An 18,678-nucleotide genomic window follows, 5' to 3' on the forward strand; every position below is an offset into this window, starting at 1 on the left:
ATCTATATCACCCTTAAACTACCACCTTTTTTATCGATCTAACTATTGGCCTAAGATCAATTGCTTGACAATCAATTTTTTACGAGAAAAGTCATGTATTAGCCTCCACCTGGCACCATCTGAATACAGTACCCCCTTTGTTTAAATTAGTTAAGGCAAAACTTAAACATTATGTCGTCTGTTGAATTTAACACCTTGCTTATCGGAAATGCAGATTTCCTGAAACCCTTTGCTTTTACCCTCACTAAAGATGCCGAACAGGCAAAAGATCTTTACCAGGAAACCCTTTTCAGAGCCCTGTCTAACCAGGAAAAATACCTGGAAGGCACCAATATCCGCGCCTGGCTATTCACCATTATGCGGAATATCTTTATTAATCATTATCGTAAAAGATTGAAACACAGGATGATCGCCGAGCCAAACGCCAGCGAGTTCTTTATTAATTACCAGCAGAATGCTGTGAGCAACAAAGCGGCCTCTAACTTACAGATGAAAGATATCCATGTGGCAGTATATCACCTACCCTGTATCTTCAAAAAGCCGTTTATGCTATATTATGAGGGATATAAATATTTTGAGATCGCTAATATTCTTCATGAACCACTGGGCACCATCAAAAGCAGGATACATTTTGCCCGGAAAATATTGAAATCTCAAGTCCCCAGGCAATAACGGTACACTATACCAATTTTTCAAGCCAGCCCGAAGGCACTTCAGGCCGGCCCATTTTCTTATGACCTGGGATAACCATAGACCAACCGCAGGTAATGCTCCCTTAAATGCGACTGGAAATAAAAAGCCATGATCATAACAATAGCCGCTGCACAGAGGAACCCTGCATGCGGCCATATATAATAACCCGCCAGGCATAATACCAGGTACCGGGCATACTCCAGGTAAAACACCCATTTCTTTTGTTCCATAATAGCACCACAATTGATCAGGGTCAATAATATCAAGAGTGTAACACATACCTGGATAAAAACCGGCACATAGTATTCCAGTAACAGGAAGGAAAACAATACCAACAGTGTGGCGATAATCTGCCACAATACGTACCGGATCAGCCTGGGCGCTTCTGCCTGTGGATTCCTTAAAAGAAACGTTTCTTCCAAAACCCTTCTCGCTTCCGGATCCACGTAGTCGGGCTTACCAAATATAATACGTAGCTTATTGCGCCAGCCACTGGCCCTGCGTACCGAATACAACATTTCCAGGATAAAATGAAAATGCTGCCACAGGAAACTGTTACTCTCCAAAGGCTTGGTAAGCCCATACACCGGCTCTTCTTCCTCTTTTACAAAAGTCCCGAACAACTTATCCCAGATAATAAATACATCGCCATAATTCTTATCCAGGTATTGTGGATTACTGGCATGATGAACCCGGTGATGTGAAGGCGTTACCAATATATATTCCAGTATCCCCAGTTTCCCGATTGTACGGGTATGAATAAAAAACGGGTATAAACCATGCACCAGCAACATACTGGTGATCATCGCCGGCGGAAAACCAATAACGGGCAGTATTGCCCAGAAACCCGTACGTATAAATGCCTGGAATACGGTAATCCTGGCGGATACCGTATAGTTAAACTCCTCACTCTGGTGATGCACCACATGCGCACACCAGAATACCGTTACCTCGTGTGCCAACCGATGATACCAATACCACACAAAATCGGTACAGATCAACAAGGCCACCCACAACAATACACTGCTCTTAATATCAAAAATGGCGAAATGACGGTATAACCAGTCGTATACAAAATAAAAAAGCCCCACCGTAAAGGTATCCAGTAGCCGCTCCGCTATACCCACACTCAGGTTGGTAACAGAATCGTTAAACTTAAAATACTTCTTCCCCTGTTTACCCGCTACCAGGTATTCCAACCCAATAAACGTCAGAAAAAAAGGAACAGCCAATGCCAGGTAGTTTAAATGCACGTTGTAATTTTTAAAATCCGGAATAAAAGCGCGACACAGGTCTTCCTACATAGTGCCAGCCCATGCAAGGATATTAGATAAATAAGTGGTGGTGGTAAATTATCTATTGCAATAATAAGTAATAAAATTCAATTATCCTACTAAACAAGTAGACTAATAAAATACAAAAGGCGAAAAACAACTTTCGTCGTCTTCCGCCTTCGTTTCATTGCATCTCTCTTTTATTAATCTTCCGGAGGTCCTCCATCGGCCATCCTGACCACTTTTGGAATAAACCGGCCAATCACTTCTACCAGGTCTGTTTGTGATGCCATCACCGTACTGATATTTTTGTACGCACCCGGCGCTTCATCCAGTCCACCGCCGATCAATGTTACACCATGTTCCTGTAACACGGCATTCAGCTCCTGCGGCGTAATAGATGCCAGGGCCTTGGTACGCGACATTTGCCGGCCAGCTCCATGAGAAGCCGATTGCAAACTACGCTCTTCCCCTTTTCCTCTCACAATAAATCCAGGAGCGGTCATAGAGCCAGGGATAATACCCAACACACCCTTACCAGCAGGCGTAGCCCCCTTACGGTGCACAATCACTTCCTTTCCCTGGTACATTTCCTTCCAGGCAAAATTATGATGGTTCTCTATCCTTGCCAGCAAAGTAGCCCCGGTGGCCTTAATCAGCCGTTTATGTATCAGGTGGTGACAGGCCGACGCATAGTCGCCCGCCAGGTTCATCGCCAGCCAATACTCCTGCCCGGCTTCCGTATCCAGGTCCAGGTAAGCCAGGTGCTGTACCTCTTTAGGCAATGGACATAACTCTTTGGCCAATTGGGTATAGTGTCCGGCTATCTGTGCCCCCATTCCACGGGAACCGGAATGCGACAACAAGCCTACATAATTACCCGGCGCCAGGTTCCATTCGTTATTAATATCTGTAATCGTCACAATTCCCCACTCTACAAAATGGTTACCTGAGCCGGAAGTACCCAATTGTCCTGCCGCTTTATCCAACAGGTTACGTACAAACCGGATGTCCTTAAACTCGCTTCTTTCCAGTACCGGATCAGCTTCCCGCTTTTTCCATTCGGCGCCAGCGCCAAATTTAGTATGACTGGTCAGCTCCTTCACATACGCCGCTTCATTGGTATATAGCGAATGCTCGGGCAAATCCAGAATACTTAAGCACATCCGGCAACCGATGTCCACGCCAACGCCATAAGGAATGACAGCATTCTCTGCAGCGAGCACACCACCAATCGGCAGCCCATATCCCTGGTGCGCATCCGGCATCAGCGATCCGGCTACGGCAACGGGCAAACGAACCGCATTATTAATCTGCCGGATAGCTCCTTCTTCAATATAATCCTTTCCGTAAACAGTGTATGGAACAGGCGTAGCCCTCAATTCAATTTCCGGCGGCGCCACTGGTTGCAACAGCTGCTCAGCAATAGTTCCCAATACCGGATCATCCACATATGCAGCCGGGTCGGCCAATATCTTCTTTAACAGTTCAATTGCTTCTTCCTGGCTCAGGTGACTGAAATCTGCTTCCATCACCCGCATAGCGGTACGAAACACAGGCGTTTGCGGGTAACCTATCTCCAGTAATGTTTTGCCTCCAATTTTAGTGTGTGCCATATGAGGTTAATTTTTGTCAAACCATTCGTCCTGTAATATTTGCTGCAGGGTACGATGCGGATGTTGATACTTTTTTTTATCCGTAAAAATCCAATGCCTTTTGCCGGAACTTCTACTTCGGGTTAATTTAAAAATTCTATGTTGTAACTGACGACGTTTTATGTAGTTGTCCAGTTGATCCATTTGGGAAAGCAGTTCCGGTATAATCATCCTTGTTTGCGTGATCATATTGGGCCTTACTCTCAGTATAAATCTCCAGGGCTCTTTAAACACATAGCGCTTTACGGGTTCCTTACATCTCCCGATAAAGATAAACCGTTCTTCAAAACAAGCCGCTTCTTTATCTGAAAATTGCAAACGTTTAAAGTGCGCTGCGCACGGGTGCAATAACGCTTGTGGCTTCTCCACAAGCTTCTTCCTGCCATGCGATCGCTTCTTTACTTTAAAATCGCGCCGGTGGCTGTATTCGAAAGTATTAATTTTTTGCAATAACTGCCTGTAAAAATCGGCCATACGGCTTCTTTCCACATCGTCCCTCAAAACAAAAAAACGTTTATAGCCTTTCATTACCGGCGGATCCAGCGGTACATATCCCCGCTGATTCCATGCTCTCATTAATTCGGATTCCTTCCTGTTTAAAGAAAGTAGTATTTTATCATATTGTGTTTTCGCATCACGCAGCCTTCGCCTGGCGGTTCTTATCCGTGATGATGCGATGTATGCGTCAATGTCAGCGTGTATTTGATTGTCCATAAACAATAGTGACTTCGCCTGATCAATACCTCCGCGCTATGGCGGAGGATGTTTACTATGCGGTAGTGTATGGACATAAATTCTTTTCTCATAACTGTCATTTTTTATTTGGGGTGATGAATATGTTATGCAATTTCTCCGAGCGATGTTCTCCTGAAACCAATCACATGTTGCTTAGTTTCAAAAGATGGCTCATGTTGATTAGCAATCTCGGCGACTGTCATGGGCTTATCGATAATGTTATCAAATCCCATATGCCGGGAAAGTTGCTGCGCTTTTACTACCGGCAGGCGTTTAAACTCATACTTGGCGATGAGCCGGCCTTTACGCAGCAAAGCACTATCGATGGATGATAAGTCACTGTTGAAAGAGCAGACCAGTTGTATATTCAGGCAATCCGCCAGTAACCCGTCAGATAAATTGAGCAGGTTGGAAACAGATGAATTCCCGGTAAACTTGCGGTCCATGATCACATTTTCCGCATCTTCAATTATCACTACACAATTCGGATTGTCGATCAGCAGCTCCATGAATTCAGGGTTCATAATATTGCTGGCCAGATCGGGGGAAACAAATAGTACCCGCTTCTTGATCTTTCCAATCAGGTAACGCAGGTAGGTGGTTTTACCTGTTCCCGGCAGCCCGTGTAATAGCACAATACCTTTATCCTTATCTTTCTTCAGTCGTTGCTGTATGATTTTGTCCACGTCTTTAAAGTCATCATCATACAACATCCCGATATGCAGCCGGGTACGTTTTATTTCGAGGCTTTTTAGCTCTAATCCTCTTCGGCCGCTGGTAATCAGGTTAATTTCATGCGGCTCCCGGCGTTGCTTTTCCTTAAACCGGGTAACCATCTCCGTTACTTCCGATATAAAATCCGGCACTGTTCCGTCGTGCAATATTTCGCAAATCGACATCCAGAAAGACACCACACAATGATTGTTTAGCACCATCACCGTTCGATTATGTTTGTACTTTTTCTTCTTGTTGTCGTAATCGGTATAGCGATGGGTATAAAGGATACTGGCTTCGTATGTTTTGGTAAACAAAGCTGCTGCTTTATCTCCATCTATTTCATAAATGTTGTTGATATCCGGGATAGCATTAAAATGAAAGGTATATACTCCTTTCGCATCGAAATGATCTCCATCGGTGATATCTATCTGCTTAACTATATGCTTCATGTTATGATCTTCTTTTGTTTAATTCCCGTTTGATAAAGGTTTACCAGGACCGCTACGGGTCCTGGGTAAATCCAATTTATCAGGTGGGGAAATACAGGTTATCCTTATGATAGCCTGGTGATGGGGGTTAAATGGCAAACAGAGACGAAAAAAAATATCTTTTAAAGGAGTGAGGCGGAGCAGGATTACTCCACCTGCCTGTTTATGATGTACCTCCTCAAATAATCTCTTGCCTGGCAAAACAAAAAACCCGGCCTGTTTTCACGGACCGGGTCACTAACGTTAACGTATATACTACGTCAAGGCATAACTTGTCCGTTTAGCATCCCATGCTGGCATGCTATCCTGAAACCATTTGCTGCAGCGGATTTGAATCCTTTTTGTATTTGCTGGTAAATTCATTATCAGTGTACAGTGATAACAAAAAAGCCCGGATCCATGGACCCGGGCTTCTGTTATACTTACAAATATTATTAAGCTACCTGTAACCATAAAACGCCCGGAACCCGCGATCCTCTTGCGCTAAGCAAGGGATGGAGCTGCCGATATTTAGATTAAAGCGTTTCATGTTTATAAGTTTGTTCTATTATTAATTTTTAACGATGCAAAGATAACAGGATATATTTTGATATTGCAAATTTTTAACAAAATATTTCAAAAAATATTTTTATGCTATCCTTATTCCCTGGCATTTCCATTATTAATAAAACAACCTGAAACCCGCTGTGGTATTAAATATCAACACCCATCTCTCTTCTATAAAGTTTTCTTGTTTTCTTTCGATTCAGGCAGCCTCTCAACTACTATCGCCAACGCATATACGACAAAAGAAGTCATTCTTATATAGCATTCCAAACTATTCACGTGCAGTATTTTAGCACTAAAAAGGCCGGGGCATGAATGCCCGGCCTTAATAACTACAGGATTAACAAAAACGGAAGTTGGTGGTCGACCTAAATTATATTAATACTGCATTCTCTTCGTACTCCTTCTGGAGACGCTGCATTTGACGGATATGCCGTTCAATATGCTTGGTGAGAAAGTAGATGTATTGATAAATATCCAGTTTACCGAGTTGGTTAACAGACATGTTGGTAAATACAAGTACCCCTTCTCCGTTTTTCAGCAAAGACAGGTTATACATGCACTGTGCATATTGCTGTTTCAGGAGGGCTTTTATTTCTGCTATATCTTTAAACCCGGTAGGTTCCATATGTTCTGGTCTTACCCAGCCAAAGGATTTACTGCCGATCACATCTATTTGGTCAAATTTATCCTGGTAATCGGCTGGCAATATCACCGTATGGCCGGTTTTCTTACGTTCCAGCGCACGGCGGGTGCTCTTGTTAATGATCAGCAGGAGGAAATAATTGGTCAACGCAATGTGTTCCAATACTTCCCGGACATTCCATTGATCACGGTCTGGTTTGAAGTGCAGTAATGCCTGGTCTTTTTCAAACCATTGATCTAACTCCCTGAAATTGGTGAGTAAGGCCTCTCTTACAACCTGGATAACGTTTCTGTTTCTCATCATCTAACGTTTTTGGGATTATGCACTTTACTTATCGCTAATAGAATGGGCTAGCGCATAACATCATTTAAAAAATATTTGTTCCATTTTCATGCCGGATTAACCACAAAAAAACCCGGCCGCATTTACGGACCGGGCTAATAATGATGAGCGTTATCTCACACTATCGCATACCTTGTCCGTATGGCTTTTTTAAGGCAAAGCCATCCCGTTTACGCCATGAGGCGCATTTTTCTTGCATTACAGTTATCGCTTGAAATTCTTTCAATGTCGTCATTTCATTACTGCTTCTAAAGCAAAAAGTCCCACACTTTTATTTAGTGCGGGACTTTTGTTTATATCGTTTGATAACTTCTTCTATCGTTAACAATCGGTGCAACACGCCCGCAATCTGGCCTTGACCTGCTTTTGCTTGCAGGCCATCGCTGAAAACTCGTATGTTGATATAAGTTGCACAGTTATTTTTTGTTCTTTCAACAAAGATAATTTTTATTTTTTTTATTACACAAAAAAATACCCTACTTTTTTCGTGGACTTAACAATTAGTTCAAACTGCCACTTTCTTTGGGAGAAAGTCAGAACAAACTTAGCTGGGCATTCGGCCGCCGAAACGCGTCTGTATTGAATTCGAAGCGTTCCTGGTTCATCCCGTTTTTCTTTGTATGAATTTTAAATTGCTGCTTAATCAAATCAGCAATATTGCCTGTTCCCCTCATCCTCCTGCCAAATTCGCTATCATTCACCGTTCCTCCGTGCATACCTTCTATGTGATGCCATACCTTGTCGGCCCGGTCCGGGAAGTTTTTATAGAGCCAGTCATTGAAAATGATCTTCACCGCATCGTTGAGCCTTACCACCGTATATCCGGCATACTTAGCACCATTGGCCGCAGACGCCTCCAGGAGCCGGGGAATTTCATGGTCGTTTAATCCTGGAATGATAGGCGCAGTCATAACGCCAACGGGTATACCAACATCACTCAACTCCTTTACGATCTTTAAGCGCTGTGCTGCCGTAGTGGTACGGGGCTCCATTTTCTGGCGCAGATCCTCGTCAAGCGTGGTGATAGACACATATACGCAAACCAGGTTATCTTGTGCCAGCTGCTGCAACAGGTAACGGTCGCGCAGCACCAGCGAGTTTTTGGTGATGATTCCCACCGGCTGTTTGTATTCCAGCGCTACCTCCAGCAGTTGCCGGGTAAGCCACATCTTACGCTCTACGGGTTGATAACAATCGGTATTGCCCGATAATGAAATCGGCTTAGGCACCCAGTTCTTATTATCCAGGAATTTCCGCAGCAGTTCCGGCGCATTATGCTTTACAATGATTTTCCGCTCAAAGTCAAGACCAGCGCTCAGTCCCCAGTACTGATGCGTATTACGTGCATAACAGTAAATACAACCATGTTCGCAGCCCTGGTAGGGATTCATGGAAAACCACATCCCCACATCCGGACTATCCACTTTATTGACCAGCGTTTTCGCATGCTCTTCAAATACCTGGGTTGGTACATCTGCCTGCCACCACTCGTCAATACCTTCGGCGTGTTCCTGGGCATATTCATCTGCCAGGAACCTGTTCTTAGGGTTTATCTGCGCACCCCGGCCTTTGTAATACTGAGGTGCAGATTCCCCTTCCTGGAATGGCAAAGTCATAACTAAATATTTTAGTAAAACTACTAAAATATTTAGTTATTCAAATAATTTGTTTTATGAGACCGCTTAAATAATGTCCATCTGCTTCATCAGGAAAGTAGCATTCTTGTTACGGGCAATCCCTTCCTGGATACGGTAGTCGAAATACAGGTGATCGTCCTGGATGGTACTTTCGAAGCAATAGTTCCGGATCTGGCCAGGGTAACTATCTTCCAGGTGGCCCAGCTCCAGGTCATGTGTGGCAATCATTCCCAGGCAGTTAAACCGGAGAAAATGCTCAATCAGGCTGCGGGAGCCAGACAGCTTGTCTTCTGAGTTGGTCCCCTTCAGAATTTCGTCAAGCAGGATAAATACCCGTTCTCCGGCCTTCAGTTGGAGAATAATATGCTGCAGGCGCAGCAACTCCGCCTGGAAATAGGAAGTATGACTGGCAATGGAATCCTTGATCCGCATAGATGTCATTAAACGCATGGGGGTAAACCGCATCTGCTCTGCACATACCGGCGCGCCGCACATAGCCAGCAGCAGGTTGGTGCCCACACTGCGTAAAAAGGTGCTCTTACCCGACATATTGGAACCGGTGATAATCAGAAAGCTATCTTTCTCCCCAACGGCCCCGTCATTTTTGACACAGTCGGAAGCCGGTATCAGCGGATGGCCCAGGGCAACAGCCTCCATTACACGCCCCTCAGGTTGAGGCGCAGGCCAGGTAAATTCCGGATGGTTATAGGCATAAGTGGCCAGGCTATTCCACACTTCCAGCCGGGTAACTACATCAAACCATTTAGTGATATGCAGGCGATGTTTCAATTTCCAGCGTTCCAGGCGAAGGATACAGTGAAAGTCATACAGCATCACAGAATTCAATACTATTCCGACCAGCAGGTTCAAACGCTGATCAAAGGCCCCGCTTACACGTGATAACTGCCGCAAGGCCACATCGGCCTCCTGGGCTGTTTCCTGCTGTTGTAACAGTAACCGCGATGCGCCAAAGGAACCTTTCCTGACCAGTTGCAGTAAAACGGAGAACTTATCCAGTATTCTTTCTTTATGAGCCATCAACACATATTGCGACATAATTTTCTTCTGACTGGCCCCCAGTAATAACCAGTTAATCATGATCAATATCAGCAACGGGTAAAAGTGACCCGTCAGGATATTCACCACGATTGCACCCGCTACCAGCAACGGGCTTGCCCAGATGGCCACTTTCACCAACCGGTTATTCAGAAACTGGATGGGCATCTCCAGCCAGGCGTAAATTTCCCGGCGATCGCTTTCTTCTTCTTTAGCCAGCAACGCGTTAGCGGTGAGCAGTTGCCGGAATTCCAATTCCGGCGCCAATACCTTCAATGCTTCCTGCGTATCAGTTATTGCTACAGTATCCTGTAACGGTTGCCGTAACGCCACTGCCAGCTCCTGTTTGCCCGACAGCGTTCCCGTACGGTTAATATGCTGATAAATAGAAGAAGGACCGAATACGTCCAGGTCACTGCTGAAATCATGCTGGTCATTCACGAACTCATTACCGTTGTCGAACCCCGATTGCCCGGTGGTAACCAGCTCTTTCTCTTTCTGATTGAGATCCAATAAAGTATTGTATAACTGTAGTCGTTGCTGCGACTTTGAATAACGTACCAGGAAAAAAACAAAAGCAACTAATCCGATGGCAGACAACACCAGCCAGGCGCCTTCCCAGCCATTCCTGAAAAACAATACCACGCCCGACAGCGCTATAAGGAAGGCTGCCAGCCTGCACCAGGCCAGGGTAGATGTTAATCGCTTTTCCTTCCTGATGGCTTCCTGGAATTGTACAATTCTCTGCTGGTATATTGCTGCTACGGTTTTTGACATAGTATTACTAATAAAAAACAGGGATTTTGAAGTTTACGTTCACAATTTATTGAACATAAACCACAAAATCCCTGGTTTCAGTTGACCTGGATTATTTAAGCATATTGTCTTTTCAGCAAATCAGGGTATTCCTGGCTCACTTTCAATATCAGTTCACCAAATAAAGTATTTACCCAGGCAAACCATGGACGGGTAAATTTAGTTGGATCGTCCTTTTGATAAGATTCATGAATAAAACCAGTGTCGCCGTCCGTATTACGCAGGGTTTTAATGCAGCCGGCTATTTCTTCTTTATCATGGCTGGTCAGCGCTCTCATGATAATGCTCATTGGCCAGATATAGTCAATGCCGGTATGGGGACTACCTACACCATCACCGTATTTACCGCGGTAAAACCAGGGCTGGAAATTACTCCATACAAAGTGACGGGAAGCCTGGTATAGCGGATCATCTACACCGGTATAACCCAGGTAAGGGATCGACAACAGGCTGGGAACATTGGTATCATCGAGGAACAAACGGTTGCCGAAGCCATCTACTTCAAAGCCGTACATCATGCCCAGTTTAGGGTGCTCCACAATAGCATGGGCCTTGATGGCGCGGTCAACTTCATCTGCAAGCGCCGTACACTCTGCCGCAAAGGTGTTGTCTTTATAAATAGTTTCACTGATTTCGGCCAGTTGACGCAGGGATACTACGGCAAACATATTGGACGGGATCAGGAATGGAAATACCGTAGCATCGTCCGATGGGCGGAAAATAGATACGATTAGCCCCACTGGGGAAATGGGGTTCCCCCATCCGCCGTTGGCCACCGTATCTGATTGTACGGCCGATACCCGCTGGAATTTGTAAGGACCTTTTCCTTCTTTACGCTGTTGCTCCTTGAACGTTTTCACGATCAGCTGGGCTGCCTGCTTGTATTTAGCATCGAATGGAGTATTGTCGCCACTGATCTTCCAGTAATTATAAGACAACCGTACCGGGTAACAGAGGGAGTCGATCTCCCATTTACGCTCATGCAGCTCTGGCTTCATCTGCGTAAGGTCTTTCTCCCATTCGCTGCCGGTAGGCCCTTCATTGAAAGCATTGGCATATGGATCAATCAGGATGCATTTAGTCTGACGGTTAATCACGCCCACCACCATGTCTTTCAGCTTGGCGTCTTCCTTCACCAATGGCAGGTAAGGCCAAACCTGGGCGGAAGAATCGCGCAGCCACATGGCATTGATATCACCGGTAATCACGAAGGTATCTGGCTTACCATTGTCCATTTTAAAGCTCACCGTGGTATCGAGCGTATTAGGGAAGCAGTTTTCAAATAACCATCCCAATTTCGTATCTGCAATCTGAGATTTCACCTTCACGATGGTCTTTTCCACGGCTTCACTGGTGAATTTCCGCTTTGCCAGTGGAGGGCGCTGGGAAGTATACCCCGCCCATCCAAATACTGTTTTGGGCAGTCCCAGCCCAACAGCGCCTGCTACAAGTGCACTGTTTTTAAGAAAATCTCTCCTTGCAACCATAACGTTTTTTTGAATTTAGGAAGCCCTAAAATAGAAAAGTTTCCCGGATTTGCTTAATCGATTTATCAATCGTCCTCTTCTTCCGCAGCCTGTAACTTCACAAAAGCACTTCTCCGGGGGGCTGGCATCACCGCATGTTCGCCATGGACGGCCTTCCACACCACTTCATTCAATTCCAGGTCCGGCACCCGGTCTTCATGCGCCAGGTCAAAATTAGCAGAACGGCGGGCGCTTTCATTCCAGGCCATATTTCTTTCATGGATATCTACCTGGGCTGGCAATACTGTATAAGGCGCCAGATCAGGGGTGGCGGTAAACAGTTCCCACATAGGAGTGGCCGCCGCATCGTACTGGCTCATAGGAGGTAAACCCAGGATCAGCTCCATAGTGCGTAACATACCGGAAGTTGAGTACATATTATGGTTTACTGACTTTCTTTTTATATAGGGGCTGATAACATAGGCTGTGGAGCGATGTGCATCGATATGATCAGGACCATTTTGGGCATCATCTTCCAGGATAAAAATGGCGCTTTCCTTCCATATCTTACTATGGGAGATGTAATCCACCAGCTGCCCCACCGCCTGATCGTTGTCTGCCACAGCAGCATAAGGAGAATAAGCCCCTTTCCTCATGCCGCTGGTATGGTCATTGCCCAGGCGGATACTGTTAAAACGAGGCAGCGCATCGATAGCCAACAGGGAATCAAAATCATGTTGCCATATCTGCTGACGGGCCACATCCTGGATACCCAGGTCGAAAGAAGGATAATCAGTACAGAAGTTATTTTCCAATGATTTTAACGATGCCTTACCTTTCCCTGCAAATTCTCCATAAGTACGGTAGCTGATACCCGCGCGGTGACAGTAGTCCCAGATAAATCCTTTTTTAGGATAAGCTATTTTCCGGCTGCCTTCGTAGTCATACGTACCACCACGGCCACCATAGCTGGTGGGCCAGGTTTTTTCCACATAGTCGGTAGCATAAGCGGCTGTGCTCCAGTTATGGCCATCGGCGCTTACTTCTGCATCTACATAAAAATTATCCAGCAACACAAAATTCTTTACCAGGCTATGCTGGTTAGGGGTAATCCGGTCGGGGAAAATACACAGGCTGCTGTCGCCGTTTCCTGCTGCTATATCACCCAGAACCTGGTCGTAAGTACGGTTTTCTTTAATAATGTAGAAAACATATTTGATGGGAGAACTTTGTCCTGCTTCCCTGGGAATAGGGTTGCCAGTTTCTCCCGCAGCAATACGCTCTTTTTCTTTGTTGTAGGGAGTATTTTCATACACCAACCGCGACCAGCGGGCTAGCAGGGCATCATCCGGTGTATTAAAAACTGACAGGGTACCTTTAAACAGTCCGCCAATATACTGTACAGGCCTGTCTTTCCGGGTATTCCCCTGGTGGGAGCCGCTTTCATCTTTTTTGCTGACAGGATTAGGACCATCGGGGTTGGCCATAGAAGTAAATCCCTTTCCATTGGCTACCCATAGCTTGCGTCCTATCATCCGCACGCAGGTGGGATACCAACCCACGGGAATAAAACCTTTGGAACGGCTTTTACCGGGATTGGATACATCAAACACAGCAAGACAGTTGTTGTCGGCATTAGCAATATATAATTGTTGATTGTTGGCAGATAAAGCCAGGCCATTTGTAGTAGAGCCGGTAGGCGCATCAGGGTACAGTGCTGTTTGCAGCGTTTCTATCACTTTCTGATCTGCTGTGCGGATCACCGATACAGCATTATCATTGGCATTAGCCACATACAGATATTTCCCATTGTCTGACAATATCATTTCATTAGGATGACTACCTACAGCAATGGGGTGCTGTAATTTCTGTGCTTCCAGATCAAATACGGCCACTTCATCTTTGCCCCACAGGGAAATATACAGGCTACTTTTATCTTTAGACAGGACTACCGTATAAGCTTCAGCGGACAAGGGAATACGGGTATTTACCTTATTCGTTTGCAGGTCGATAATATACAAACCATTATTTTCTTTTGTAACTACGTATAGCCGTTTACGTGAGTAATCGGCCACCATGCCGGTAGGACATATTTTTTCCTTTGGCCAGCTCAAACCCAACCGGATACTGTCTGTTACCTGCAAATGATTATTATTGATGGAATATTGCCAGATCACATTATCATTGGCGCCGGATGCATACAGCTTCTGCTCATCTTTACTGAAAGCCAGTCCTAACCAGGCTTTAGGAATGATAACTTCATCCAGTTGCTGTTCTTTTTTCGCATCGAGCAGCTGGATGGTTTGCTTGCTTTGTCCATTATTGGTAACGGCTACATATTTCCCGGAAGGCGATACCACCATATTCAAGGGAAGATCGCCTAATGGCAGCGAATGCCCCACGGGGGTTAAAGACCAGCCATTAGGCAGCAACACGCGCTTTGCTACGGTGTCAGTTGATTGCCCGTTTACCTGCAAGGCGGCCAGCAACAGCGCGCCCCAACATAATTTTTTCATAGCGATTTCAATAAGTGAAGCGGTAAAAATAAAATGAACAGCCGGGTCGTCGTCCTGTCTTGCCCAAACGTAATACTAAGATAATATAGGGCAAAAAGCTGAAAATATAAAGCGACTAAGGCGAATAACTTCAATGATTGGGAAAAATCACTGAAGTTATTCGCCTTAGTCGCTTTATGCTTTATATGTTTTCTTACATGTTCCTTCTGTACTGCCCTCCTACTTCATATAGGGCATGGGTAATCTGGCCGAGGGAACAGTGCTTCACTGTTTCCATTAGTTCGGCAAAGAGATTTCCATTGTTTACAGCTACTTGTTGCAGATGCTTCAGGGCTGCTTCACTCTTATGTTCATGCCTGCGCTGGAAGGCCTCCAGGGTGTGGATCTGGAACTCTTTTTCTTCGGTAGTAGAGCGGATTACTTCTGCCGGGATAATGGTGGGCGAGCCATTTTTATTCAGGAAAGTATTTACCCCCACTATGGGGAATTCGCCGGTATGCTTCAACGACTCGTAGTACAGGCTTTCTTCCTGTATTTTATTCCGTTGATACATTCTTTCCATGGCGCCTAAAACGCCGCCACGTTCGGTAATACGGTTAAACTCCGCCAGCACAGCTTCTTCCACCAGTTCGGTCAGTTCTTCAATGAAGAAAGAACCTTGCACGGGGTTTTCATTTTTAGCAGTACCCAGTTCCCGGTTGATGATCAGCTGAATAGCCATTGCCCTTCTCACGCTCTCTTCTGTAGGAGTAGTAATGGCTTCATCGTACGCGTTGGTATGCAGCGAATTACAGTTATCGTAGATAGCGTACAATGCCTGCAGCGTAGTACGGATATCGTTAAAATCGATTTCTTGTGCGTGTAAACTGCGACCGGAAGTCTGGATATGATATTTCAGTTTCTGGGAACGGTCGTTGCCTTTGTATTTATACTTAATGGCTTTGGCCCAGATACGGCGGGCTACACGGCCTATCACCGCATATTCAGGGTCCATACCGTTGCTGAAGAAAAACGACAGGTTAGGCGCAAAGTCATCGATATTCATGCCCCTGCTCAGGTAGTATTCTACATAGGTAAATCCATTGGCCAGCGTAAATGCAAGCTGGGTAATGGGATTGGCACCTGCTTCTGCAATATGGTAACCTGAAATACTTACAGAGTAGAAGTTACGTACTTTCTGGGTAATGAAATATTCCTGCACGTCGCCCATCAGCTTCAAAGCAAATTCGGTAGAGAAGATGCAGGTATTCTGTGCCTGGTCTTCTTTCAGGATATCTGCCTGTACGGTACCACGTACCGTACTGAGGGCATGGGCTTTAATTTTCTCATATACTTCCCTATCCAGCACTTCTTCTCCCGAAATACCCAACAGCTGCAGGCCCAGGCCATCATTGCCGGCAGGCAGATCGCCGTTGTAATGTGGCAGTGGATGGTCTTTGAACTTTTGGGTTATCAGGGATTTCACTTTTTCAGTCAGTCCCTGTTCCTTGATATATTTCTCGCATTGCTGATCAATGGCGGCATTCATGAAAAATGCCAGCAGTATAGGCGCGGGGCCATTGATGGTCATGGATACCGAAGTTTTGGGATCACAGAGATCAAAACCACTGTATAGTTTTTTAGCATCATCCACCGTGGCGATGCTTACGCCGGAGTTCCCCACTTTACCATAGATATCGGGTCTTACCGCAGGATCTTCCCCGTACAGTGTAACGCTGTCGAACGCGGTAGACAGGCGCTTTGCCGGCTGGTCGAGTGATACGTAGTGGAAACGTTTATTCGTCCTTTCCGGACCACCTTCCCCGGCAAACATACGGGTAGGATCTTCTCCTTCCCTTTTCAGCGGGAATACGCCGGCGGCGTAGGGGAATTCTCCCGGCAGATTTTCTGTGAGCTGCCAGCGAAGAATATCGCCCCAGTCGTTGTATTTGGGCAGACTTACCTTGGGAATCCGGCTATGGCTCAGGCTTTTGGAATACAGGGGAAGTTTGATCACTTTATCCCTTACCTGGAATTCATAAAAATCGGCGGTGTATTTTTTCACCAGGGCAGGCCATTCTTCTAGCAGTTTTTTACATTCCGGGTGCAGGGCCTTTTCCAGGTGCACTTTGATATCAGCCAGGGCAGCGGCCTGCGAAGGTTGCAGGGCAGCCACACCGGTTACCTGGTACAATTGGGTAGCCAGTTTGCATTGTTCGTTTACCCAGCTGCCATAGTCCCCAATGGCTTCGGCAATTTCGGCGAGGTAGCGCACGCGGGCCGGCGGTATGATCTGCGATTTAGTGGCAGTAGATTTAATGCTTTCATGTAGCATAGGACCGAAGCTGATACCGGCTTTTTCCGTTACCTTCTCCATTACTTTTTCATAGAGCAGGTTAATACCGGCATCGTTGAACTGGGAGGCAATAGAGCCTACCACTGGCAGTTCTTCTTCCTTCGCGTTCCAGAGGTTATGATTGCGTTTATATTGCTTACGTACATCGTGCAGGGCATCGAGTGCGCCGGCTTTATCAAATTTATTGATGGCGATCACATCAGCATAGTCGAGCATATTGATTTTCTCCAGCTGGGAAGCGGCGCCATATTCCGGTGTCATTACATACAGGGATACATCGCAGTAGTCAGTGATAGCGGTATCGCTCTGGCCGATACCCGATGTTTCGAGGATGATAAAGTCGTAGGCGGCCAGTTTACAGATGTCGATGGCTTCCTGTATATGTTCGCTGATGGCTTTATCGCTTTCGCGGGTAGCGAGGGAGCGCATATAGGCACGCGGGTGATGGATGGAGTTCATCCGGATACGGTCGCCCAGCAGGGCGCCACCCGTTTTCTTTTTAGAAGGATCTACTGAAATAACCGCAACAGTTTTATCGGTAGTATGATTCAGGAAGCGGCGTACCAGTTCATCGGTCACGCTGCTTTTACCCGCACCACCGGTGCCGGTAATACCCAGTACCGGCGATTTTTCGGGTTCTCCTGAGGTAGATGTAATCCGTGCGCCAGCTGCTTCATCTACGGTTACCGCCGCGCGGGCTTTTTGTCCGCTGAGTAATGCTACCGGGATATCGTTTTCTGCCAGGCTGATAGCGCGGGCAATAATTTTCGGGTTCTTATCTTTCCGGAGCTGCGGGATGTCTTCTACATTGCTGCCGGCGGGCAAAGGTTTAATGGCTATATCACATTGCTGGATCAGGTCTTCGATCATGCCTTCAAGACCCATTTGCCGGCCATCATCGGGTGAGTAGAGGCGTGCAATACCATAGGCATGCAACTCTTCTATTTCCACGGGGAGAATAGTACCACCGCCACCTCCAAATATTTTTATATGTCCGCAGCCTTTTTGCTGGAGCAGGTCATACATATATTTAAAAAACTCCACATGACCGCCTTGATAGGAAGTCACGGCTATGCCCTGTGCATCTTCCTGTATGGCACAGTCAACGATTTCCGCAGCAGAGCGGTTATGTCCGAGGTGAATTACCTCGGCGCCCTTTGCCTGCATAATGCGCCGCATAATGTTAATAGCGGCATCATGGCCGTCGAATAAAGCGGCCGCCGTTACAATGCGCACCTTATTTTGTGGTGTATAAGACATATCAATAACCGGTTTTTGTTACGCAAAGGAGCAAGGGAGCATAAGTGCTTTGCGTGAGACATGCAAGTTACGGAAAAACCGGCTGAACTGCCGGTATGGCGCGGGTTTTATCAGAATTAGAATTGATTGAATGCCTGCCTCATCTTGTTGCAAAATTTTTAACTGATACCAAAATGAGTTAGTATTTTCCTAAAACAACTTTCCCCTGTACAAAGCCTGTACAAGGGAAAGTGTAAAGTTAAGACACAAGGCATTAATGCTTAGCAGTCTTATGTTTCATAACGTGGAACTATAAAATCAAACTATTGATCAAATGATTTTGTAATCTTTCAAACTTATTAAATGGAATTTTTCTACATACGGCAAAAACAACAAAAAAAATTTAGAGCGGACTCGTCTTAGATCCTGGTGATAACTGATGTAAAGTCGTTTTATAGGATGTGTACATCTTACACAATCTTACTTAAAATTTTGTTAAAAACAAACTTTTTTTTCA

The 18,678-nt window shown here is 45.6% G+C and carries 11 protein-coding genes; 1 reads left to right on the top strand and 10 read right to left on the bottom strand.

The features are described from left to right. The first annotated feature begins 171 nt into the window (after positions 1-171). Positions 172-672, top strand: a complete 501-nt coding sequence (locus FHW36_RS01325; protein ID WP_145661065.1) for an RNA polymerase sigma factor — start codon at positions 172-174, stop codon at positions 670-672. A gap of 59 nt (positions 673-731) precedes the next feature. Here the strand turns inward: FHW36_RS01325 and FHW36_RS01330 are convergent, their stop codons facing one another. From FHW36_RS01330 to FHW36_RS01375, 10 genes are all read right to left on the bottom strand, one after another. Further along, on the bottom strand, positions 732-1,946 hold the full coding sequence (locus FHW36_RS01330; RefSeq protein ID WP_145661068.1) for a sterol desaturase family protein: 1,215 nt from the start codon (positions 1,944-1,946) through the stop codon (positions 732-734). A 224-nt stretch (positions 1,947-2,170) separates the two neighbouring features. Then, positions 2,171-3,583 (bottom strand): RtcB family protein, encoded by a 1,413-nt coding sequence (locus FHW36_RS01335; protein ID WP_145661071.1) that lies wholly within the window; start codon positions 3,581-3,583, stop codon positions 2,171-2,173. A gap of 6 nt (positions 3,584-3,589) precedes the next feature. Then, a complete protein-coding gene (locus FHW36_RS01340) occupies positions 3,590-4,198 on the bottom strand; it encodes a hypothetical protein (RefSeq protein ID WP_145661075.1) in 609 nt (202 codons plus the stop codon). 263 nt (positions 4,199-4,461) lie between these two features. Continuing rightward, the gene (locus tag FHW36_RS01345; protein ID WP_145661078.1) at positions 4,462-5,523 is read right to left on the bottom strand and encodes an AAA family ATPase; all 1,062 of its coding nucleotides are present in this window, start codon (positions 5,521-5,523) and stop codon (positions 4,462-4,464) included. 958 nt (positions 5,524-6,481) lie between these two features. Next, complete coding sequence (locus FHW36_RS01350; protein WP_145661081.1) at positions 6,482-7,054, bottom strand: DinB family protein; 573 nt, start codon at positions 7,052-7,054, stop codon at positions 6,482-6,484. Positions 7,055-7,629: 575 nt separating this feature from the next. Beyond that, entirely contained in the window at positions 7,630-8,712 is a 1,083-nt protein-coding gene (locus FHW36_RS01355; RefSeq protein WP_145661083.1) for a PA0069 family radical SAM protein, read from the bottom strand. A 66-nt stretch (positions 8,713-8,778) separates the two neighbouring features. Continuing rightward, positions 8,779-10,566, bottom strand: a complete 1,788-nt coding sequence (locus FHW36_RS01360; RefSeq protein WP_145661086.1) for a MutS-related protein — start codon at positions 10,564-10,566, stop codon at positions 8,779-8,781. Positions 10,567-10,661: 95 nt separating this feature from the next. Continuing rightward, positions 10,662-12,092, bottom strand: a complete 1,431-nt coding sequence (locus FHW36_RS01365) for a glycoside hydrolase family 125 protein (protein ID WP_145661089.1) — start codon at positions 12,090-12,092, stop codon at positions 10,662-10,664. Between the two features lie 65 nt (positions 12,093-12,157). After that, a complete protein-coding gene (locus FHW36_RS01370) occupies positions 12,158-14,587 on the bottom strand; it encodes a beta-propeller fold lactonase family protein (protein ID WP_145661091.1) in 2,430 nt (809 codons plus the stop codon). Between the two features lie 193 nt (positions 14,588-14,780). Continuing rightward, positions 14,781-18,182 (bottom strand): methylmalonyl-CoA mutase family protein, encoded by a 3,402-nt coding sequence (locus FHW36_RS01375; RefSeq protein ID WP_145661094.1) that lies wholly within the window; start codon positions 18,180-18,182, stop codon positions 14,781-14,783. Between the last annotated feature and the right edge of the window lie 496 nt (positions 18,183-18,678).

Source organism: Chitinophaga polysaccharea (genome assembly GCF_007829335.1).
Taxonomy (GTDB): Bacteria; Bacteroidota; Bacteroidia; order Chitinophagales; family Chitinophagaceae; genus Chitinophaga; species Chitinophaga polysaccharea_B.